At 67.5% G+C, this 17,552-nt stretch carries 18 protein-coding genes, 1 tRNA gene and 2 pseudogenes; 14 read left to right on the top strand and 7 right to left on the bottom strand.

Going from position 1 to position 17,552, the window contains the following annotated elements:
* Positions 1–208 precede the first annotated feature (208 nt).
* Positions 209–295 (bottom strand) — tRNA-Leu (locus F1642_RS06265).
* Between the two features lie 107 nt (positions 296–402).
* Here F1642_RS06265 and lipB point away from each other — a divergent pair.
* The 4 genes from lipB (at position 403) to F1642_RS06285 (ending at position 3,964) form a co-directional block, all read left to right on the top strand.
* A complete protein-coding gene (gene lipB, locus F1642_RS06270) occupies positions 403–1,047 on the top strand; it encodes a lipoyl(octanoyl) transferase LipB (protein ID WP_194885791.1) in 645 nt (214 codons plus the stop codon).
* 116 nt (positions 1,048–1,163) lie between these two features.
* Entirely contained in the window at positions 1,164–1,604 is a 441-nt protein-coding gene (locus F1642_RS06275) for a cytochrome c family protein (protein ID WP_045981595.1), read from the top strand.
* A 175-nt stretch (positions 1,605–1,779) separates the two neighbouring features.
* A complete protein-coding gene (locus F1642_RS06280) occupies positions 1,780–3,456 on the top strand; it encodes a cytochrome c oxidase subunit 1 (RefSeq protein WP_194885792.1) in 1,677 nt (558 codons plus the stop codon).
* A 112-nt stretch (positions 3,457–3,568) separates the two neighbouring features.
* A complete protein-coding gene (locus F1642_RS06285) occupies positions 3,569–3,964 on the top strand; it encodes a DUF2244 domain-containing protein (RefSeq protein WP_370582815.1) in 396 nt (131 codons plus the stop codon).
* On the opposite strand, the gene F1642_RS06290 is transcribed toward F1642_RS06285, so the two are convergent.
* Both F1642_RS06290 and F1642_RS06295 read right to left on the bottom strand, forming a co-directional pair.
* On the bottom strand, positions 3,961–4,149 hold the full coding sequence (locus tag F1642_RS06290; protein ID WP_194885794.1) for a DUF3008 family protein: 189 nt from the start codon (positions 4,147–4,149) through the stop codon (positions 3,961–3,963). The two genes, F1642_RS06285 and F1642_RS06290, sit on opposite strands and share 4 nt — an antisense overlap.
* Positions 4,150–4,194: 45 nt before the next feature.
* Positions 4,195–4,656: a GatB/YqeY domain-containing protein gene (locus F1642_RS06295; RefSeq protein WP_194885795.1), complete on the bottom strand. Its 462-nt coding sequence runs from the start codon at positions 4,654–4,656 to the stop codon at positions 4,195–4,197.
* Positions 4,657–4,810: 154 nt separating this feature from the next.
* Here F1642_RS06295 and carA point away from each other — a divergent pair, with 154 nt between their 5' ends.
* The 4 genes and pseudogenes from carA to F1642_RS15570 all read left to right on the top strand — a co-directional run bounded on the left by carA (position 4,811) and on the right by F1642_RS15570 (position 8,222).
* A complete protein-coding gene (gene carA / locus F1642_RS06300) occupies positions 4,811–5,959 on the top strand; it encodes a glutamine-hydrolyzing carbamoyl-phosphate synthase small subunit (protein ID WP_194885796.1) in 1,149 nt (382 codons plus the stop codon).
* 331 nt (positions 5,960–6,290) lie between these two features.
* Positions 6,291–7,118, top strand: a complete 828-nt coding sequence (locus F1642_RS15565) for a hypothetical protein (protein WP_255522221.1) — start codon at positions 6,291–6,293, stop codon at positions 7,116–7,118.
* Positions 7,119–7,150: 32 nt separating this feature from the next.
* Positions 7,151–7,210, top strand: a pseudogene (locus F1642_RS16410) (hypothetical protein); the annotation flags it as partial.
* Positions 7,211–7,217: 7 nt separating this feature from the next.
* Complete coding sequence (locus F1642_RS15570) at positions 7,218–8,222, top strand: glycosyltransferase (RefSeq protein ID WP_370582816.1); 1,005 nt, start codon at positions 7,218–7,220, stop codon at positions 8,220–8,222.
* Here the strand turns inward: F1642_RS15570 and F1642_RS06310 are convergent.
* Positions 8,219–11,021, bottom strand: a pseudogene (locus F1642_RS06310) (glutamine-synthetase adenylyltransferase). The gene F1642_RS15570 and the pseudogene F1642_RS06310 overlap by 4 nt on opposite strands.
* Positions 11,022–11,228: 207 nt before the next feature.
* On the opposite strand from F1642_RS06310, the gene F1642_RS06315 reads away from it, so the two are divergent.
* The 3 genes from F1642_RS06315 (at position 11,229) to ilvN (ending at position 14,569) form a co-directional block, all read left to right on the top strand.
* A complete protein-coding gene (locus tag F1642_RS06315) occupies positions 11,229–12,068 on the top strand; it encodes an arginyltransferase (RefSeq protein ID WP_046001162.1) in 840 nt (279 codons plus the stop codon).
* A gap of 160 nt (positions 12,069–12,228) precedes the next feature.
* A complete protein-coding gene (locus F1642_RS06320; RefSeq protein ID WP_194885797.1) occupies positions 12,229–13,983 on the top strand; it encodes an acetolactate synthase 3 large subunit in 1,755 nt (584 codons plus the stop codon).
* Between the two features lie 25 nt (positions 13,984–14,008).
* Positions 14,009–14,569, top strand: a complete 561-nt coding sequence (ilvN, locus tag F1642_RS06325) for an acetolactate synthase small subunit (protein WP_045981603.1) — start codon at positions 14,009–14,011, stop codon at positions 14,567–14,569.
* Positions 14,570–14,576: 7 nt separating this feature from the next.
* On the opposite strand, the gene F1642_RS06330 is transcribed toward ilvN, so the two are convergent.
* The 3 genes from F1642_RS06330 to F1642_RS06340 all read right to left on the bottom strand — a co-directional run bounded on the left by F1642_RS06330 (position 14,577) and on the right by F1642_RS06340 (position 15,910).
* Positions 14,577–14,954: a hypothetical protein gene (locus F1642_RS06330; protein WP_064503566.1), complete on the bottom strand. Its 378-nt coding sequence runs from the start codon at positions 14,952–14,954 to the stop codon at positions 14,577–14,579.
* Positions 14,955–15,140: 186 nt separating this feature from the next.
* Entirely contained in the window at positions 15,141–15,710 is a 570-nt protein-coding gene (locus F1642_RS06335) for a M48 family metalloprotease (RefSeq protein WP_255522197.1), read from the bottom strand.
* An 8-nt stretch (positions 15,711–15,718) separates the two neighbouring features.
* On the bottom strand, positions 15,719–15,910 hold the full coding sequence (locus F1642_RS06340; RefSeq protein WP_194885799.1) for a hypothetical protein: 192 nt from the start codon (positions 15,908–15,910) through the stop codon (positions 15,719–15,721).
* 141 nt (positions 15,911–16,051) lie between these two features.
* Here F1642_RS06340 and F1642_RS06345 point away from each other — a divergent pair, with 141 nt between their 5' ends.
* The 3 genes from F1642_RS06345 to F1642_RS06355 are packed head-to-tail and all read left to right on the top strand — an operon-like array spanning position 16,052 to position 17,492.
* Positions 16,052–16,297 (top strand): hypothetical protein, encoded by a 246-nt coding sequence (locus tag F1642_RS06345; protein WP_042246064.1) that lies wholly within the window; start codon positions 16,052–16,054, stop codon positions 16,295–16,297.
* Positions 16,298–16,353: 56 nt separating this feature from the next.
* A complete protein-coding gene (locus tag F1642_RS06350) occupies positions 16,354–16,926 on the top strand; it encodes a nitroreductase (protein WP_194885800.1) in 573 nt (190 codons plus the stop codon).
* Positions 16,923–17,492, top strand: a complete 570-nt coding sequence (locus F1642_RS06355; RefSeq protein ID WP_255522198.1) for an EI24 domain-containing protein — start codon at positions 16,923–16,925, stop codon at positions 17,490–17,492. Before F1642_RS06350 ends, F1642_RS06355 begins: the two co-directional genes overlap by 4 nt.
* The last annotated feature ends 60 nt before the right edge of the window (positions 17,493–17,552 follow it).

Here is a 17,552-nt window from a genome sequence, read left to right on the forward strand (position 1 = left end):
GTTCCAGCGCGCTGCCCGCCGCGATCCGGGCCAGCTGATCGCCCGACCGTTCCGGCGAGGGCCGCGGCCATCACCGCAGCCAGGCTGTCAAAGCGAAATCTGTGGTCGCGCGCTATGGCGGCATACGTGGCCATGACCATCCCCGGTTGTCGGGGGACAGAATGACCCGAACGGCATCGGGGTCAAGGCACCGATGAAAGGGGAGGGTTGGTGCGGCCGAGAAGACTCGAACTTCCACTCCGGTTAAGGAACAGCGACCTCAACGCTGCGCGTCTACCAATTCCGCCACGGCCGCATCCGGGCAGTGCGCGCCTGATAGCCGAGGCAGATTGCAAAGAAAAGCGGTTTCTGCGGATGCCGACGGATGTTGACGGGGGCGGACGAAGAGGCCACATCGCAACCATGGTTGAATGGATCATCAGCAGCGGCCTGACCGCGCATGCCGACGCCGTGGCCCTGATGGAGGATCGCGTGGCGCAGATCCATGCAGGCCAGGCCCCCGAGGCCGTCTGGCTGGTCGAACACCCGCCCTTGTACACGGCCGGGACCAGCGCCCGCCCCCAGGACCTGCTGGACGCGCGCTTTCCGGTGCACCAGACCGGGCGGGGCGGTCAGTACACCTATCACGGGCCGGGCCAGCGCGTGGCCTATGTCATGCTGGACCTGAACCGGCGTGGCCGCGACGTGCGCGCCTTTGTCGGACAGCTGGAGGGGTGGGTGATCGACGCGCTTGCCAGCTTCGGCGTGTCAGGTCAGATCCGCGAGGGGCGCGTGGGCGTCTGGGTGCCGCGTCCCGACAAGCCCCCCCTGCCCGATGGCCAGATGCGCGAGGACAAGATCGCCGCTATCGGCGTCAAGCTGCGCCGATGGGTCAGCTTTCACGGCATCGCCATCAACGTGGACCCCGACCTGTCGCATTACGGCGGGATCGTGCCCTGCGGGATCAGCGGGCACGGCGTGACCTCGCTGGTCGATCTGGGGCTGCCGGTGGGGATGGCCGATCTGGACGTGGCGCTGCGCCAGGGTTTTGCGCGCACATTCGGCTAGGCCGGCGATCAATTCTTTCCATGCGACCTTTCGATGGCTGGATTTCCGGGGCGCGTTGGTCCTACGGTGCCCTTCGGGAGACCACGGCCCCTCCAGGGCCCAGCGAGGAACTACGCATGAAATCAGCCATTGTCGGCGCCCTGTTGGGCGCGACCCTAGCCATCCCCGCCGTCGCGCAGGAAGCGGGCGACGCCGCCGCGGGCGAGGGCGAATTCCGCAAATGCCGCGCCTGCCACATGATCCAGGACGACAGCGGGACCGACATCGTCAAGGGCGGGGCCACCGGTCCCAACCTGTGGAACATCGTCGGCGCGCCCATTGCCCACATGGAAGGCTTCAACTATGGCGACGGCCTGCTGGCCGCCAAGGAAGCCAACCCGGACATGGTCTGGACCGAGGAGGAGCTGGTCGCCTACGTGACCGATCCGACGGCCTGGGTGAAGGAAAAGTCGGGCGACGATTCGGCCCGCAGCAAGATGACCTTCAAGCTGAACCGCAACCAGGCGGACGTCGCGGCCTATCTGGCCTCGGTTTCGCCGGACGCGCCTGCCGAATGACCCTCTGACGCGGCCCCGTGCCGCCTTGGCGCCCCGGCCGGGTTTTTCGGACCCGGCCGGGGCGTTTGCCTCCGGGCCACTGTGACGCATTGCCCGGTGCCCGCAGGTGGTCTAAAGAATGCGTGATAATGACGGTCGACAGGCCGGATCGACGACATCTTAAGGGAGTTCGGGTATGGCAGACGCAGCCGCACACGGCCACGACGACCATCATGACACACGCGGGTTCTTCACCCGCTGGTTCATGTCCACCAATCACAAAGACATTGGTATTCTTTACCTTTTCACCGCCGGCCTGGCGGGCCTGATCTCGGTCAGCTTCACCGTCTACATGCGGATGGAACTGCACGAGCCGGGTGTGCAGTACATGTGCATGGAAGGCGCGCGATTCTTCGCGAATGCCGCGGCCGAATGCACCCCCAACGGTCACCTGTGGAACGTCATGATCACGTATCATGGCGTGCTGATGATGTTCTTCGTCGTCATTCCGGCGCTGTTCGGCGGTTTCGGCAACTACTTCATGCCGCTGCAGATCGGTGCGCCGGACATGAGTTTCCCGCGGATGAACAACCTTAGCTACTGGCTCTATGTCGCGGGCCTGCTGCTTGGCATCGCCTCGCTGCTGGCACCGGGCGGCAACCAGCAGCCCGGTTCGGGCATCGGCTGGGTGCTGTACCCGCCGCTGTCGACGACCGAGGGCGGCTATTCGACCGACCTCGCGATCTTCGCGGTTCACGTCTCGGGCGCCTCGTCGATCGTCGGTGCGATCAACATCATCACCACCTTCCTGAACATGCGCGCCCCTGGCATGACGCTGTTCAAGGTGCCGCTGTTCGCTTGGTCGGTGTTCATCACCGCCTGGCTGATCCTGCTGGCCCTGCCCGTCCTGGCCGGCGCCATCACCATGCTGCTCATGGACCGCAACTTCGGCACGAACTTCTTCAGCCCGGCCGGCGGCGGTGACCCGGTGCTGTACCAGCACATCCTGTGGTTCTTCGGCCACCCGGAAGTGTACATCATCATCTTGCCCGGCTTTGGCATCATCAGCCACGTCATCGCGACCTTCTCGCGCAAGCCGATCTTCGGCTACCTGCCGATGGTCCTGGCGATGGCCGCGATCGGGATCCTGGGCTTTGTCGTCTGGGCGCACCACATGTACACCGTCGGCATGTCGCTGACCCAGCAGAGCTACTTCATGCTGGCCACGATGACGATCGCCGTGCCTACGGGCATCAAGGTTTTCTCGTGGATCGCGACGATGTGGGGCGGCTCGGTCGAGTTCAAGACGCCGATGCTCTGGGCCTTCGGCTTCCTGTTCCTGTTCACCGTCGGCGGCGTGACCGGCGTGGTGCTGAGCCAAGCGCCGCTGGACCGCGTGTATCACGACACCTACTATGTCGTGGCGCACTTCCACTACGTGATGTCGCTCGGCGCGGTCTTCGCGATCTTTGCGGGCATCTACTACTGGATCGGCAAGATGTCGGGTCGCCAGTACCCGGAATGGGCCGGCAAGCTGCACTTCTGGGCGATGTTCATCGGTGCGAACCTGACCTTCTTCCCCCAGCACTTCCTGGGCCGTCAGGGCATGCCCCGCCGCTATATCGACTATCCGGTGGAATACGCCTTCTGGAACGCGATCAGCTCGTGGGGCGCCTATCTGTCCTTCGCGTCGTTCATCTTCTTCATCGGCGTGATGTTCTACACCCTGTTCGCCGGCAAGCGCGTCACCCAGAACAACTACTGGAACGAGTACGCCGACACGCTGGAATGGACCCTGCCCTCGCCCCCGCCCGAGCACACGTTCGAGCAGCTGCCCAAGCGCGAGGACTGGGACCGCAGCCCGGCCCACTAAGGCACATTCCTCGATGCCCTATCGCTGGACAGAAACGGCCCCGGACACGTCCGGGGCCTTTTTGCAAACCGTGACCCTGTGGCCGCACCGATCGTTGCCCAAACGGGGCTTCGTGTGGTTCATCGGAACGACAGCCACCCTGCTGCTGCTGCCGATTCTGGCGGTCCTAGGGACGCAGGTGCTGTGGGGGCTGCTGCCCTTCATGCTGCTGACGGTGGGGGGCGTGTGGATCGCCCTGCGCCAGACCTATCGCACCGGACAGACGCGCGAGGAGCTGGTCATGGACCGCAGCCGCCTGCAGATCCGACGCAACGATCCGGGACGCCCGGAGCGCCTGTGGCAGACCAACAGCTATTGGGTGCGCCCGGGCCTGCGCAATGGTCCGGTCGAGGCCTATCTGACCCTGTCCGACGGCCAGCGCGAGATCGAGCTGGGCGCGTTCCTGACCCCCGATGAGCGCCGCGACCTATGCGACGACCTGATGCGGCGGCTGGCGCGGCTGCGCTAGTCGTCGTCGGCGCGGTCCGGCAGGTCGTCGTGGTCGGTCTTGGCAAAGTCTTCCAGCTCTTCCTCGGTCATGCTGTGATACATGTCCTTGGACGCGCCCTGAAGGTCGCCGACCTTCGTCTCGCCGCGCTTGGCGGACAGGGCGGCGCCTGCGGCGCGTTGTTGGGCTTTGGATCGTGCGGGCATGGGGTCACCTCCTGCCCGCACAACGCGTGATGCGACGCGCGGGTTTCAGGCCAGCAGGCGCGCCTTGACGGCCGGACCCACCGCACCGAAATCCATCTGGCCGGCATGGCGCTCCTTCAGCGCGGCCATTACACGCCCCATGTCGCGGATGCCCTCGGCACCCAGATCGGCAATGGCCGCGTCGATCGCGGTGGTCGTCTCGACGCTGTTCATCTGGCGCGGCAGGAACTCCTGGATCACGCCGATCTCGTCCTCCTCCTTGGCGGCCAGCTCCAGACGGCCGCCCTCCTCATAGGCTTTGGCCGATTCCTGGCGCTGCTTGACCATGCGCGACAGGATCATGACCAGGTCGCCCTCGGTCAGGGTGCCGTCGGTGTCCCCGCTGCGCGCGGCGATCTCGCGGTCCTTGACGGCGGCGGCGATCAGGCGCAGCGTCGACAGCCGGGCGCTGTCGCGGGCCTTCATCGCCTCTTTGGTGGCGGCTTGCAGCTTGGCGCGCAGATCCATCTTCGTCTCCAACCCAAGGCGCGGGATGCGCCCGAAAGAACCGCATCTAGCCGCCCGGCGCCTGCGTTTCAAGCGCAGCTCCCGGGCCGCTGCGGGTTGACCTTGGGGCGTCCGCCCCCTATTCACCGGCTGATTTCATTCCAGAGGTGCCGACATGGCTGCTAAACCGACCGCCTGCCTGGCGCTTGCCGACGGGACCGTCTTCTATGGCATGGGCTTTGGCGCCCCCGGCGAGGTCGTCGCCGAGCTGGTCTTCAACACCGCGATGACCGGCTATCAGGAGATCATGACCGATCCGTCCTATGCCAGCCAGGTCGTGACCTTCACCTTTCCCCATATCGGCAATACCGGCGTCACGCCGGAGGATGACGAGGCGCCCGATCCGGTCGCCAGCGGCATCGTCGTGCGGTGGGACCCGACCGAGCCGTCGAACTGGCGCAGCACGTCCGAACTGACCGACTGGATGGCCCGCCGCGGCCGCATCGGCATCGGCGGCGTGGACACCCGCCGCCTGACCCGCGCGATCCGTCAGCAGGGTGCCCCCCACGTCGTCCTGGCGCATGATCCCGACGGCAATTTCGACATCGAGGCGATGATCGCCCGCGCCCGCGACTGGCAGGGGCTGGTCGGCCTGGATCTAGCCCGCGGCGTCAGCTGCGCCCAAAGCTATCGGTGGGATCAGGGGTCGTGGAAATGGGGCGCAGGCTTCGGCACCGCACCCGGCGACAAGCCGTTCAAGGTCGTGGCGCTGGATTACGGTGCGAAACGCAACATCCTGCGCTCTCTGGTGGCCCATGGCGCCGATGTCACCGTCCTGCCCGCCACCGCCACCGCCGAGGAGGTGATGGCGCACGAGCCCGAGGGCGTGTTCCTGTCGAACGGCCCCGGCGATCCGGCGGCCACGGGGGAATATGCCGTACCGATGATCAAGGACCTGCTGGGCCGCGACATGCCGATCTTCGGCATCTGCCTGGGTCACCAGATGCTGGCGCTGGCGCTTGGCGCCAAGACGGTCAAGATGGGCCACGGCCATCACGGCGCGAACCACCCCGTGCGCGACGTCGAGACCGGCAAGGTCGAGATCACCTCGATGAACCACGGTTTCGCCGTCGATTCGCAAAGCCTGCCGGTCGGCGTGATCGAGACCCATGTCAGCCTGTTCGACGGCAGCAACTGCGGCATCCGCATGCAGGACAAGCCGGTCTTTTCGGTCCAGCACCACCCCGAGGCCTCGCCCGGTCCCCAGGACAGCCTGTACCTGTTCAAGCGGTTCACCGATTCGATGCGCGCGCGCCGCGCCTGATGACGAATTCGTCCCGTGCGACCGGATTTTTGCCGGTCGCGCGGGATCGCTTAATCTTCTGTTAACGCATCACGTGCCAAGACGGGTCGATCCTGATGGGAAACGACCATGGCGCAGCCTGCCCCCCTGCCCCGGCCTGCCAATCTGCCCGATCCGGCCACCGCCGGCAGCGCGGGTCCTGTGCGGGCCGACGCTGGCGCCGCGCGACCGTCGGTCGCTTGGGCAGATCCTGCTGGAAGACGGGGCGATCGACGCGGGGGACCTACTCAAGGCGACAGTGATCCAGCAAAAGCTGCGCCTGCGGCTGGACCAGGTATTGCTGGCCCAGGGGATGGTCCAGCCCGCCGCCCTGGCCCGCGCGCTGTCGCGGCAGTGGCGCACCACCGCCATCGACCCCGACATGACGCCCGCCGACCCGCGGCTGATCGACGACGCGGGGGCCGGGTTCTGCCTGACGCACGGGCTGCTGCCTTGGCGGCGAATCGGCGGGGTGACCTGGATCGCGACGGCGCGGCCCGATGATTTCGCGGCCGTGCTGCCCCTGCTGCCGCGCCAGTTCGGCCAGGTCCGCATGTTGCTGTGCAGTGCGGACCAGGCCCAGGGCGGGGTGCTGAACTCCCGCCGGACCCGCCTGATCCGCGAGGGCCGAGACGCGCGTCCCCGCCATCGAAAGCTGTCGCACGCAGGACCAGGCCCGGACGGCACGCCTGGCGATCGCGGCGCTGGCCCTGACCGCAGCCGGCCTGATCCTGGTCCCGACGCTGATCGTGGGGCTGCTGACCTTCTGGGCCGTGCTGACCCTGCTGACGCAGAGCGGGCTGAAGCTGGCGTCTTTCCTGGCGGCGCGGCGGGCGCTGCGCGAGCAGGATGCCCACGCGCTGGCCATTCGACAGGGTCATCCCGTCCCCCCGCTGATGGAGGCGGCGCTGCCGCTGATCTCGGTCATGGTGCCGCTGTTTCACGAAAAGGACGTCGCGGGCAAGCTGGTCGCACGGCTGGCACGTCTGGACTATCCGCGGGAACTGACCGACATTCTATTGGTGATCGAGGCCAGCGACGAGATCACCGAGGCCGCGCTGGACGGCGTGCGCCTGCCCGCATTGGATCCGCGTCGTGCGGGTGCCCGACGGGCCGATCAAGACCAAGCCCCGGGCGCTGAACTATGCGCTGAACTTCTGCCGCGGCCAGATCGTGGGCATCTGGGACGCCGAGGACCGACCCGATCCCGATCAACTGCACAAGGTCGCGCGCCGCTTTCATGTCGCGCCTGCGGACGTCGCCTGCCTGCAGGGGGCGCTGGATTACTACAACCCGCGCACCAAACTGGCTGGCGCGGTGCTTTACCATCGAATACGCAAGCTGGTTCCGCATCCTGCTGCCGGGGGTCGCGCGGCTTGGGCTGATCGTGCCCTTGGGCGGCACCACCTTGTTCTTTCGCCGCCACCTGATGGAACAGGTCGGCGCATGGGATGCATGGAACGTGACCGAGGACGCCGATCTGGGCGTCCGCCTGGCCCGGCGGGGATACCGGACCGAGATCATCGAGACCACGACCGATGAGGAGGCGAATTGCCGCGCCCTGCCCTGGGTCAAGCAGCGGTCGCGCTGGCTCAAGGGATACGCGATGACCTGGGCGGTGCACATGCGCGATCCTGCGGCGCTCTACCGCGATCTGGGGGCGTGGCGCTTCTGGGGCTTTCAGGTCCAGTTCCTGGGGGCGCTGTCGCAATACCTGCTGGCACCAATCCTGTGGAGCTTCTGGCTGCTGACCTTCGGCCTGCCGCATCCGCTGCGCGCACCCCTGGAAACCGGGGTGGGCTCTTGGGCAATCGTCGGTCTGTTCGGACTGTTCGTCGCGTCCGAGGCGCTGAGCATCTTCGTCGGCATGCGTGCGGTCAGCGGGGCAAAGCACCGCCATCTGATGCCTTGGGTGCCGACGCTGCATTTCTATTTTCCGCTTGGATGCCTGGCCGGGTGGAAGGCCATCTACGAGGTCGTGGCCAAGCCCTTCTACTGGGACAAGACCGCCCACGGCCTGTTCGTCGAGGCGGCGGATGCCCCCGTCATCCCCCTGGCACCGGGCATGGTCTCGATCCCGGTCCTGGGCCAGATCGGCGGCCGGTCCCTGGCAGAGGTGGCGGCGGACCTGCAGAGCAGCGCCGGACAGGCCACCGCGGGACAGCCCAACCTGGTCCAGATCGATGCGCCGGCAGTCGAACCGGATGCCATGCGCTATCCTCAGGACCGCGCCGCCAGCGGCTAGTCGGGCGGACTTTCGTCCGACAGATGTCCCTCGACGATGGCCTGCACCGTGGCGAAATCGTCGGACAGCCGATCACGCAGGGTATCGGGGCTGTCGGCCTCGACCTCGCGCAGCAGGAAATCCTGGCCTCCGCGCCCGATCACGTCCATGTCCAGCGGCCTGTCCGTCAACAGGCGGGCGGCGGCATGCACGCGCCACAATCCCCGCCAGATCGACGACAGGCGGTCCGCCTGTTCCGCCGTCAGAAGCCCCGCCCGGCGACCCGCCCGCAACTGCGCCAGCGTCGACCGCGCCGGATCGCCCGCCCGCAAGGCGCAGCTCTGCGCCAGCAGGTCGATGTCCTGCAGTCGCCCCGCCCCCTGTCGCACGTCGAAGGCCCCGCCCGGCGGCTTTGCGGCGAACAGGCGGTCACGCATCTGGCCCGTGTCGGGCAGAACCCGCGGATCGGTGCCGCGTTCGGCCAGCACCTTCAGGCGCAGGGTCTCGATCTGCTGGCACAGCATATCCGCATCGGGTCCGATCTGCGCGACGCAGCGCGCGCGGGTCAGGGCCAGATGCTCCCATGTCCAGGCCTCGGTCATCTGGTAGGTGCCGAAGCTGTCGATCGAGGTCGCCACCGGCCCCTGCCGCCCCGACGGGCGCAGCCGCATGTCGACCTCGTACAGCCGGCCTTCGGCGGTGGGCGCGGAGAGGGCGGTGACCATCGCCTGCGTCAGCCGGGCGTAATAAGGGCGCGCGGCCAGCGGGCGCGGCCCGTCAGAGGCATCGACCCCGTCCGCGTCATAGATCACGATCAGGTCCAGGTCCGACCCGGCGTTCAGCACCCGCGCGCCCAGGGAACCCATGCCCACCACGACCGCGCCGCGGCCGGGCGGCGGGCCATGGCGGCGCGCGAAATCTGCGGCGGTCACCGGCAGCAGCGCCGCCACGCAGGCCCCCGCAAGGTCCGCGTATTGCACCGCCGCCTCGTCCGCGCCGATCAGGCCGCGCAGGTGATGGACGCCGATGCGGAACTGCCATTCATGCGCCCACCGCCGCGCCGCATCCAGCGCCCGTTCATAGCCACCGCCAGGCTGGCTTAGGGCCCGTTGCAGGACCGCGTCCAGTTCCTGGACCAACCCGGCCTCCCGCGGCCAGGGTGCGAAGAAGCTGCCTGCCAGCACGCCGTCCAGAACGGACGGATGGCGCGCCAGATAGGCGGCCAGCGCGGGCGCCGTCCCGCAGATGTCGACGATCAGATCGATCAACTGGGGATTGGCCTCGAACAGCGAGAACAGCTGGACCCCCGCAGGCAGGCCTGACAGGAAACTGTCGAAGCGGGCCAGCGCCTCGGCCGGGTGGCCCGCGCGGGCCATGCGCGACAAGAGCGGCGCCTCGATCCGGCGAAAGATCTGGCGCGCCCGGTCGGACCGCAGCGCGGGATAGGTCTGCCAGCGCTGGATCACCGCCCGCGATTCGTCCGACAGGTCGGGCAGGCTTTCGGTCGGTTCGGTCGGGGCGAAGAACCGTTCGGTCAGCGCATGTACGCGTTCCAACCGCGATTTCAGCCGGGCGCACCAGGCTTGGACATCGCCCTCGCCCATCAGGGCGGCGATCGTGGCCAACCCCTGATCGTCCTTGGGCAGGCTGTGGGTCTGGGCGTCGTTCACCATCTGGATGCGGTGTTCGATGTCGCGATGTTCGCGGTAATGCGCCGTCAGTTCCTCTGCGACGTCCCGGGGGATCCAGTTCTTGGCCGCCAGCGCCGCCAGCCCGCCAACCGTGTCGCGGCATTGCAGGTCGCGGTCGCGCCCGCCCGCGATCAGCTGGCGGGTCTGGGTGAAGAACTCGATTTCGCGGATGCCGCCGCGGCCCAGTTTCAGGTTGTGGCCCGCCACCTCCAGCCGCCCGCCCAGACCCTTGTGGTCGCGGATGCGCAGCCGCATGTCATGGGCGTCCTGGATGGCCGCGAAATCCAGGTGCTTGCGCCAGACGAACGGTCGCAATTCGCGCAGCAGCCGTTCGCCCGCGGCGATGTCGCCCGCCGCCGCGCGCGCCTTGATGAAGGCGGCGCGTTCCCAGGTCCGCCCCTCGGCCTCGTAATAGGCCAGCGCCGCAGCGGTCGAGATGCAGACCGGCGTCACCGCCGCGTCGGGCCGCAGCCGCAGGTCGGTGCGAAAGACATAGCCGTGATCGGTCACGTCGGACAGGGTCGCGGCCATCCGCCGCGTGGCCCGGATCAGGGCGGCGCGCGCCTCCATCTGGTCGGCCTCGGCATAGGCGGTCTCGTCGAACAGGACGATCAGGTCGATGTCCGAGCTGTAGTTCAGTTCGCGCGCGCCGCCCTTGCCCATCGCCAGCACGAAGATGCCGCCCGCATCGGCGTCCGTGGCGGGCAGCTTGCCGCGACGGATCTCGGTCGCGACATGGGCGCGCAGGGCCAGGTCGACGGCGCGGTCGGCCAGGTCGGACAGCGCGCCGGTCACCTGCTCCAGCGTCCAGACGCCGCCCAGATCGGCCAACGCCGCCAGCAGCGCCACCCGCCGCTTGGCGCGGCGCAGCGCCACGCCCAGGGCATCCGCGTCCAGCGATTGCAAGCCCGCCGTCTCGCGCACGACGACGTCGTAATGGTCCAGCGCATCGGGCAGCCAGTCGGCCTCGGACCGCAGCAGACCAGCCAGATAGGGGCTGCTACCCGCGGCGCCCGCGATCAGCTCGCGCATCCGGTCGGACAGGGGTCGGGAACAGCGCCGCCGCATCCGCCCCGCGGGCGGCGTCGACGGGCAGCGGAAGGCGGGTGATGCGGGACTGAAAGCTCATGCGCGCCACCTTGCCGGGGTCGCCCCGGCCCGTCAACGCAACGCGCGGTAAACCATGTTGCGCGGAACCGGCGGGCCCGCTGCTTTCCACGCTTGGCCTGCCGGGAAATCGTTGCTAGGCTTTCGCGCACACCAACCCGCGATACGGAACCTTCTGCGCCCGCATGATCAGTCGCGACCTGACCAGATGCTGCAAGGGGCGCACCTGATGCGCCATACGCTGCCCCATGCGCCGCAGTTCTATGTGACCGCGCCACAGCCCTGCCCGTACCTGCACGGGCGGGCCGAACGCAAGTTGTTCACCGCGCTGCAGGGCGACAATGCGGCGGAACTGAACAACGCGCTGTCGCGGCAGGGATTCCGCCGGTCGCAGAATGTGCTTTACCGACCCAGCTGCGAAAGCTGCGTGGCCTGCATGTCGGCGCGCATCCGGGTGGCCGATTTCCGCCCCTCCAAGACGCAGCGCCGCATCACAACCCGCAACGCCGCCCTGCGCCGCCTGGCCACCAGTGCCTGGGCGACCGAGGATCAGTTCGAACTGTTCCGCCGTTATCTGGACAGCCGGCATGCGGATGGCGGCATGGCGGACATGGACATCTTCGAATTCGCCGCGATGATCGAGGAGACGCCGGTCAAGACCCGCGTCATCGAATACCGGTGCAGCGACGATGCGATGCCGGCGCTGGCGCAGGGCGACGATCACCTGGCCGGTGTCTGCCTGACCGACGTGCTGGATGATGGGCTGAGCCTTGTCTACAGCTTCTACGACCCGCTGCTGCGGCCGGCCAGCATGGGCACCTACATCATCCTGGACCATATCGAAATCGCCCGGGCCGCTGGCCTGCCCTATGTCTATCTGGGCTATTGGGTGCCGGGCAGCCGCAAGATGGACTACAAGGCCCGCTTCAGCGCGCTGGAGATCTACAAGGGCGGCGTCTGGCAGGATATCGGCAACCCCGAGGATCATTCGAACGAAGCGCATCCCCTGTCCGTCGATCCGATCGTCGAACAGGTCGCCCGTATCGCGCTGCCGCAATTCGACCGATAGCGTCCGTCAAACCGCGAAATAAAGTTTCAATTTCCGGCGTGCCTGCGTCACTTTCTCCGCCAAATGCCATTGACCCTGTCCGAACCTGACCCTAGGTTGCGCCGACGCGGGGCCGCGACGGGTGCGCTTTGCGGGTATTTTTGATGGATGGAGCAAGACGATGTCCCGAACAATGACGGGTGCGAGAATGGTGGTCGAGGCGCTGCGCGATCAGGGCGTCGATACCGTATTCGGCTATCCGGGCGGGGCCGTCCTACCCATCTATGACGAGATCTTTCAGCAGAACGACATCACCCACGTCCTGGTCCGCCACGAACAGGGCGCCGTCCACATGGCCGAGGGCTATGCCCGCGCGACCGGGAAACCGGGCGTCGTGTTGGTCACGTCGGGCCCGGGCGCCACGAACGCGGTCACCGGCCTGACCGACGCGCTGCTGGATTCGATCCCGCTGGTCGTGCTGTCGGGCCAGGTCCCGACCTTCATGATCGGCACCGACGGCTTCCAGGAGGCCGACACGGTCGGCATCACCCGCCCCTGCACCAAGCACAACTGGCTGGTCAAGGACACGGACAAGCTGGCCGCGACGATCCACAAGGGTTTCCACGTCGCCACCTCGGGCCGTCCCGGTCCGGTGCTGATCGACATCCCCAAGGACGTGCAGTTCGCGACTGGCACCTATGTCGGGCCCAAGCAGGTCGACACCGGCCGCTATCAGCCGACGAAGAAGGGCGATCTGGGCGCGATCACCCGCCTGGTCGAACTGATCGAGCAGGCCGAGCGTCCGATCCTCTATACCGGCGGCGGCGTCATCAATTCGGGTCCCGGCGCCAGCCAACTGCTGCGCGAGCTGGCCGAAGCGACGGGCTTTCCGGTCACCTCGACGCTGATGGGGCTGGGCTGCTATCCGGCATCGGGCGACAAGTGGCTGGGCATGCTGGGGATGCACGGCACCTACGAGGCGAACCTGGCCATGCATGGCTGCGACCTGATGATCAACATCGGCGCGCGCTTCGACGACCGGATCACCGGGCGGATCGCGGATTTCAGCCCCGGATCGGTCAAGGCGCATATCGACATCGACCCGTCGTCCATCAACAAGGTCGTGCGCGTCGACGTGCCGATCGTCGGGGACGTGGGCCATGTGCTGGAGGATCTGCTGAAGGTCTGGAAATCGCGCGGCCGCAAGACGAACAGCGCCGCGGTCCAGCAATGGTGGGGCCAGATCGAGCAATGGCGGGCCCGGAAATGCCTGGCCTATCGCCCTAGCGACACGATCATCAAGCCGCAGCACGCGCTGGAACGGCTGGAGGCGCTGACCAAGGGCCACGACCGCTACATCACCACCGAGGTCGGCCAGCACCAGATGTGGGCGGCACAGTACCTCGGCTTTGAAGGGCCGAACCGCTGGATGACCTCGGGCGGTCTGGGCACGATGGGCTATGGCCTGCCTGCATCCATCGGCGTGCAGATGGCCCACCCCGAGGCACTGGTGATCAACGTCGCGGGCGATGCCAGCTGGCTGATGAACATGCAGGAGATGGGCACGGCCGTGCAGTTCCGCCTGCCGGTCAAGCAGTTCATCCTGAACAACGAGCGCCTTGGCATGGTGCGGCAGTGGCAGCAGCTGCTGCACGGCGAGCGTTACAGCCAGTCCTGGTCCGACAGCCTGCCCGATTTCGTCAAGCTGGCCGAGGCCTTCGGCTGCGCCGGCGCGCAGGTGCGCGACCCCAATGATCTGGACGCCGCCATCCAGCAGATGATCGATTACGACGGCCCCTTCATCCTGGACGTGCTGGTCGAGAAGCACGAGAACTGCTTCCCGATGATCCCTTCCGGCAAGCCGCATAACGAGATGCTGCTGGGCGAGGCCGAGACGCAGGGCGTGATCGAATCCGAAGGCGCGGTGCTGGTCTGAGACCGGCCGGAAAGAGAGCAGAACCATGAACGCTTTGAACATCCAGAAGGGCATGTCCAGCCATTCGGCCTATGACCTGCGCGATCCGCACGCCCCGCGCGAGGAGAGCCATACCTTGGCCGTCCTAGTCGAGAACGAGCCGGGCGTCCTGGCCCGCGTGATCGGCCTGTTCGCAGGGCGCGGCTACAATATCGACAGCCTGACCGTGGCCGAGGTCGACCACAGCGGCCACCGCTCGCGCATCACGGTGGTCACGCGCGGCACCCCCGAGGTGATCGAGCAGATCAAGGCACAGCTGGGCCGCATCGTGGTCGTCCACGAGGTCCATGACCTGACGGTCGAGGGGCCGGTGGTGGAACGCGAACTGGGCCTGTTCAAGGTGCGCGGCACCGGCGACAAGCGCGTCGAGGCGTTGCGCATCGCCGAAATCTTTCGCGCGAACGTGGTCGATTCGACGTTGGAAAGCTTTGTCTTCGAACTGGTCGGCACGCCGTCCAAGCTGGAGGCCTTTGCCGATCTGATGCGTCCTCTGGGCCTGACGGACTTGGCGCGCACCGGGGTCGCCGCGCTGTCACGCGGCGCCTGATCGAGCCCTAGCGCGCGGCCCCGCTGCGGGGTCGCGCATAGGTCGTCGCCGGGCGCCGGGTGGACGACGCCACGGATCCGCTTGGCACCGCATCCTGATGCGCCACGACACGCAGGGCTGGCCGCGACGGCTGCTGTTGCTGCGAATCGGCCAGGATTCGCGGCAGCTGCAGACAGCTTTTCTCCGACAGCATGGTCACGTTCAGGGCATGGCGCAGGTTGCCGACGGTCCGGGTTTCCAGTTCGACCAGATCACCGGGCTGGGGCCATTCGCCGGGCCCGGCGAAATTCGCGGTTCCCTGCAGATAGGCCAGCGTTGCTTGATCTTCGCACCAGATGATCGCCTTTTCACGCGACCCGCTGCTCCATACGACAACCCCGATCATGGGCGCCCCTTCATAGAAAAGGCGCCGAAGCGCCGGATGGTATCGATTCAAGGATCTGTCTTGTGCAAACCTTTGCCGACTAAAGCAGAAAACCGCCGGTATGCCAGCTTTTTCCTTTCACCACGTGAATTTTATTGCAGCCGGAGGTTGTCGCGTTGCGGCGCAGGCACAACCCCACCACCAGCCCTAGCGGATGCGCCCCGCCTGCACGTCAGCCACCGCGCGGCGGACCTGCGCCAGGCGTTGCGCGCGTGCCGGGTGTGTGCCCAGGACGTGGTTTCCGGGGTCGGGGATTCGCTGGAACAGGCCTGATCCGGTGATCGGGTCATAGCCCGCATTCAGCGTGATGATTGCGCCAAGATAGTCGGCCTCCAGCTCCCATTCCTTGGAATAGTAGCGTGCGCCGACCGATGCACCGATCTCCTGCGCGCGGGCGATGGCGCCGGTGTCGCCTCCATAGGCGGAGGCCAGGCTGCCAAGGACGACGGCCGCGGCGGTGGCCGCCCCGGACTTGCGATCCAGGTGGTTCAGGATGTGGTGCGCGGCCTCGTGCCCCACGACGAAGGCGATCTCGTCCGGGTTCTGGGTCTGCGCGATCAGTGACAGGGTAAAGCCCACGACCGGGCGCCCGTTGCGGTCGACGGTCTGGAACGCGTTCGGCTCCAGCCCCGGGCGGTCGTCGACGACGAACAGGAAATCGCAGCTGATCGGCGCGGTGCGGCGGTTGAGGCAGTCCTGGCGGACGGCCGGCTCCATCCGGCGCATCACCTGGACAAAGCTGCGCGCAGCGCCGTCCGGCGTCGCCGCGTGCGGGCCGACGGGGCCGGCAGGACCGGGACCTGCGGGACGGGCGCGGGCATGGGGGCGGTGCCGGGTGCGGGCAGCGGCGCACAGCCCGCGACGGCCACTGCCGCGATCAACCCTGCCAGCCAGCTGCGCGCCATCATCTGTCCCATCGTCCCTGCCCTGTTGCGCCGCCCCGGCGTCGGCGCGATCCTGTCGGCGCAGAATACCCCCTGCCCGTCCGGCGTAAACCCCGACCGCTTGCCGCAGCCCCCCTTTCACGCGATTGTCGGGCCTTTCCCAAGGAGATTCGGATGTTCACCATCGAACACGACTTCGACGCGACCGTGATCACCCTGATCGACGAGGCCGAGGCCCAGACGCGCCCGCTGAACGAGGACGTCGTCATCCTGGGCTTTGACGACCGGGTGATTCTGGAACAGATGAGCGATGACGGCGAAGAGGTCGTGCGCATCACCCTGTCCATGCATCAGCTGACCGAACTGCGCCTTGCGCTGAACCTGCCCGAGGGCAATTACCGCATCGAAAAGGAAGGCTGACCGCCCGCCCGCGGCCAGCCTCTCGGCTACCGCCCCTGATCTTACAGGAGATCCGCATGGACCACCGCAACGACGCCGCCCTGCAGTTTCTGGCAACCCGCCGGTCCCACCCGCCCAAGATGATGACCGGCCCGGGCCCGGACCCTGACCAGCTGGCCGATCTGCTGACCCTGGCGGCCCGCGTGCCCGATCATGGAAAGCTTGAGCCGTGGCGCTTTGTCGTGCTGGGCCGCCAAACCCTGGAGGCGATGGCGCCGCTGCTGCGCGACGCGGTCCTGGCCGCGGGGCAGGATCAGGCGGCGGCGGACAAGGCGGCCTCGGCCATGGCATCGCCGGTGATCGTGGCGGTGGTCTTTTCCCCGGTCGACAGCCCCAAGGTTCCCGAATGGGAGCAGGTCCTGTCGACGGGCGCGCTGTGCCTGGGGCTGGTCAACGCGGCGCTGGCATCCGGTTGGGGCGCCGCCTGGCTGACGGGCTTTGCGGCGCTGGACCAATCCTTTGCGCAGGCGCATCTGGGCATCGCGGCGCATGAGCGCGTCGCGGGGCTGATCCATATCGGCACCCGCGGCGCGCAGCCCCCGGAACGCCCGCGCCCCGACATCGCCGCCAAGACCGAGTGGCGTCCATGATGCCCATTCGCGCGCTGCTGCGGGGCTGGGCCGACCTGCTGCGCCCATCGGTGCTGCGGCTGGTGCTGCTTGGCATTGGGCTGACGCTGGTGCTGTTCGTGGCCCTGCAGGCGGCGATCTTCTGGGCGCTGCGACTGTGGCTGCCGGGCGGGGTCACGCTGCCCTGGCTGGGCCAGATCGAGTTCGGTCAGGTGCTGTCCTGGGGATCGCTGGCGCTGTTTCCGGTGATGGGGATCTTCCTGATGGCCCCGGTCGCCGCCGGTTTTGCGGGCCTCTTCGCTGAAACCGTTGCCGAAAAGGTTGAGGCGATCCATTACCCGGACCGCCGCGGCACGTCGCTGGACTTCTTCGACGGGCTGCTGGAATCCGTGGCGGTCGTGCTGGCGGTCCTGGGGGTGCTGGTGATCAGCCTGATCCTGACGCCCTTCATCGGCCCTTTGCGCCCCTGCTGTTCCTGGGCGCAAACGGCTGGCTGCTGGGGCGCGAGTTCTTTCAGATGGCCGCCCGTCGCCACCTGGACGAAGGCCCGGCCAGCGACCTGCGCCGCGCCCATTCGGCGCGCGTGACCCTGACGGGCGTGCTGGTCGCGGTGGGCCTGGTCATCCCCTTGGTCAACATCGCCGTGC

The sequence above is a fragment of the Paracoccus sp. NBH48 genome (assembly GCF_015390265.1).
Lineage (GTDB): Bacteria > Pseudomonadota > Alphaproteobacteria > Rhodobacterales > Rhodobacteraceae > Paracoccus > Paracoccus marcusii.

Bases quoted from the DNA above. Each gene is read 5' to 3' on its own strand.
- lipB (WP_194885791.1), top strand. From the start codon at position 403: ATGGTTGAATGGATCATCAGCAGCGGCCTGACCGCGCATGCCGACGCC.
- F1642_RS06275 (WP_045981595.1), top strand. From the start codon at position 1,164: ATGAAATCAGCCATTGTCGGCGCCCTGTTGGGCGCGACCCTAGCCATC.
- F1642_RS06280 (WP_194885792.1), top strand. From the start codon at position 1,780: ATGGCAGACGCAGCCGCACACGGCCACGACGACCATCATGACACACGC.
- F1642_RS06290 (WP_194885794.1), bottom strand. From the start codon at position 4,149: ATGCCCGCACGATCCAAAGCCCAACAACGCGCCGCAGGCGCCGCCCTG.
- F1642_RS06295 (WP_194885795.1), bottom strand. From the start codon at position 4,656: ATGGATCTGCGCGCCAAGCTGCAAGCCGCCACCAAAGAGGCGATGAAG.
- carA (WP_194885796.1), top strand. From the start codon at position 4,811: ATGGCTGCTAAACCGACCGCCTGCCTGGCGCTTGCCGACGGGACCGTC.
- F1642_RS15565 (WP_255522221.1), top strand. From the start codon at position 6,291: ATGGTCCAGCCCGCCGCCCTGGCCCGCGCGCTGTCGCGGCAGTGGCGC.
- F1642_RS15570 (WP_370582816.1), top strand. From the start codon at position 7,218: ATGTCGCGCCTGCGGACGTCGCCTGCCTGCAGGGGGCGCTGGATTACT.
- F1642_RS06315 (WP_046001162.1), top strand. From the start codon at position 11,229: ATGCGCCATACGCTGCCCCATGCGCCGCAGTTCTATGTGACCGCGCCA.
- F1642_RS06320 (WP_194885797.1), top strand. From the start codon at position 12,229: ATGTCCCGAACAATGACGGGTGCGAGAATGGTGGTCGAGGCGCTGCGC.
- ilvN (WP_045981603.1), top strand. From the start codon at position 14,009: ATGAACGCTTTGAACATCCAGAAGGGCATGTCCAGCCATTCGGCCTAT.
- F1642_RS06330 (WP_064503566.1), bottom strand. From the start codon at position 14,954: ATGATCGGGGTTGTCGTATGGAGCAGCGGGTCGCGTGAAAAGGCGATC.
- F1642_RS06335 (WP_255522197.1), bottom strand. From the start codon at position 15,710: ATGGAGCCGGCCGTCCGCCAGGACTGCCTCAACCGCCGCACCGCGCCG.
- F1642_RS06340 (WP_194885799.1), bottom strand. From the start codon at position 15,910: ATGGGACAGATGATGGCGCGCAGCTGGCTGGCAGGGTTGATCGCGGCA.
- F1642_RS06345 (WP_042246064.1), top strand. From the start codon at position 16,052: ATGTTCACCATCGAACACGACTTCGACGCGACCGTGATCACCCTGATC.
- F1642_RS06350 (WP_194885800.1), top strand. From the start codon at position 16,354: ATGGACCACCGCAACGACGCCGCCCTGCAGTTTCTGGCAACCCGCCGG.
- F1642_RS06355 (WP_255522198.1), top strand. From the start codon at position 16,923: ATGATGCCCATTCGCGCGCTGCTGCGGGGCTGGGCCGACCTGCTGCGC.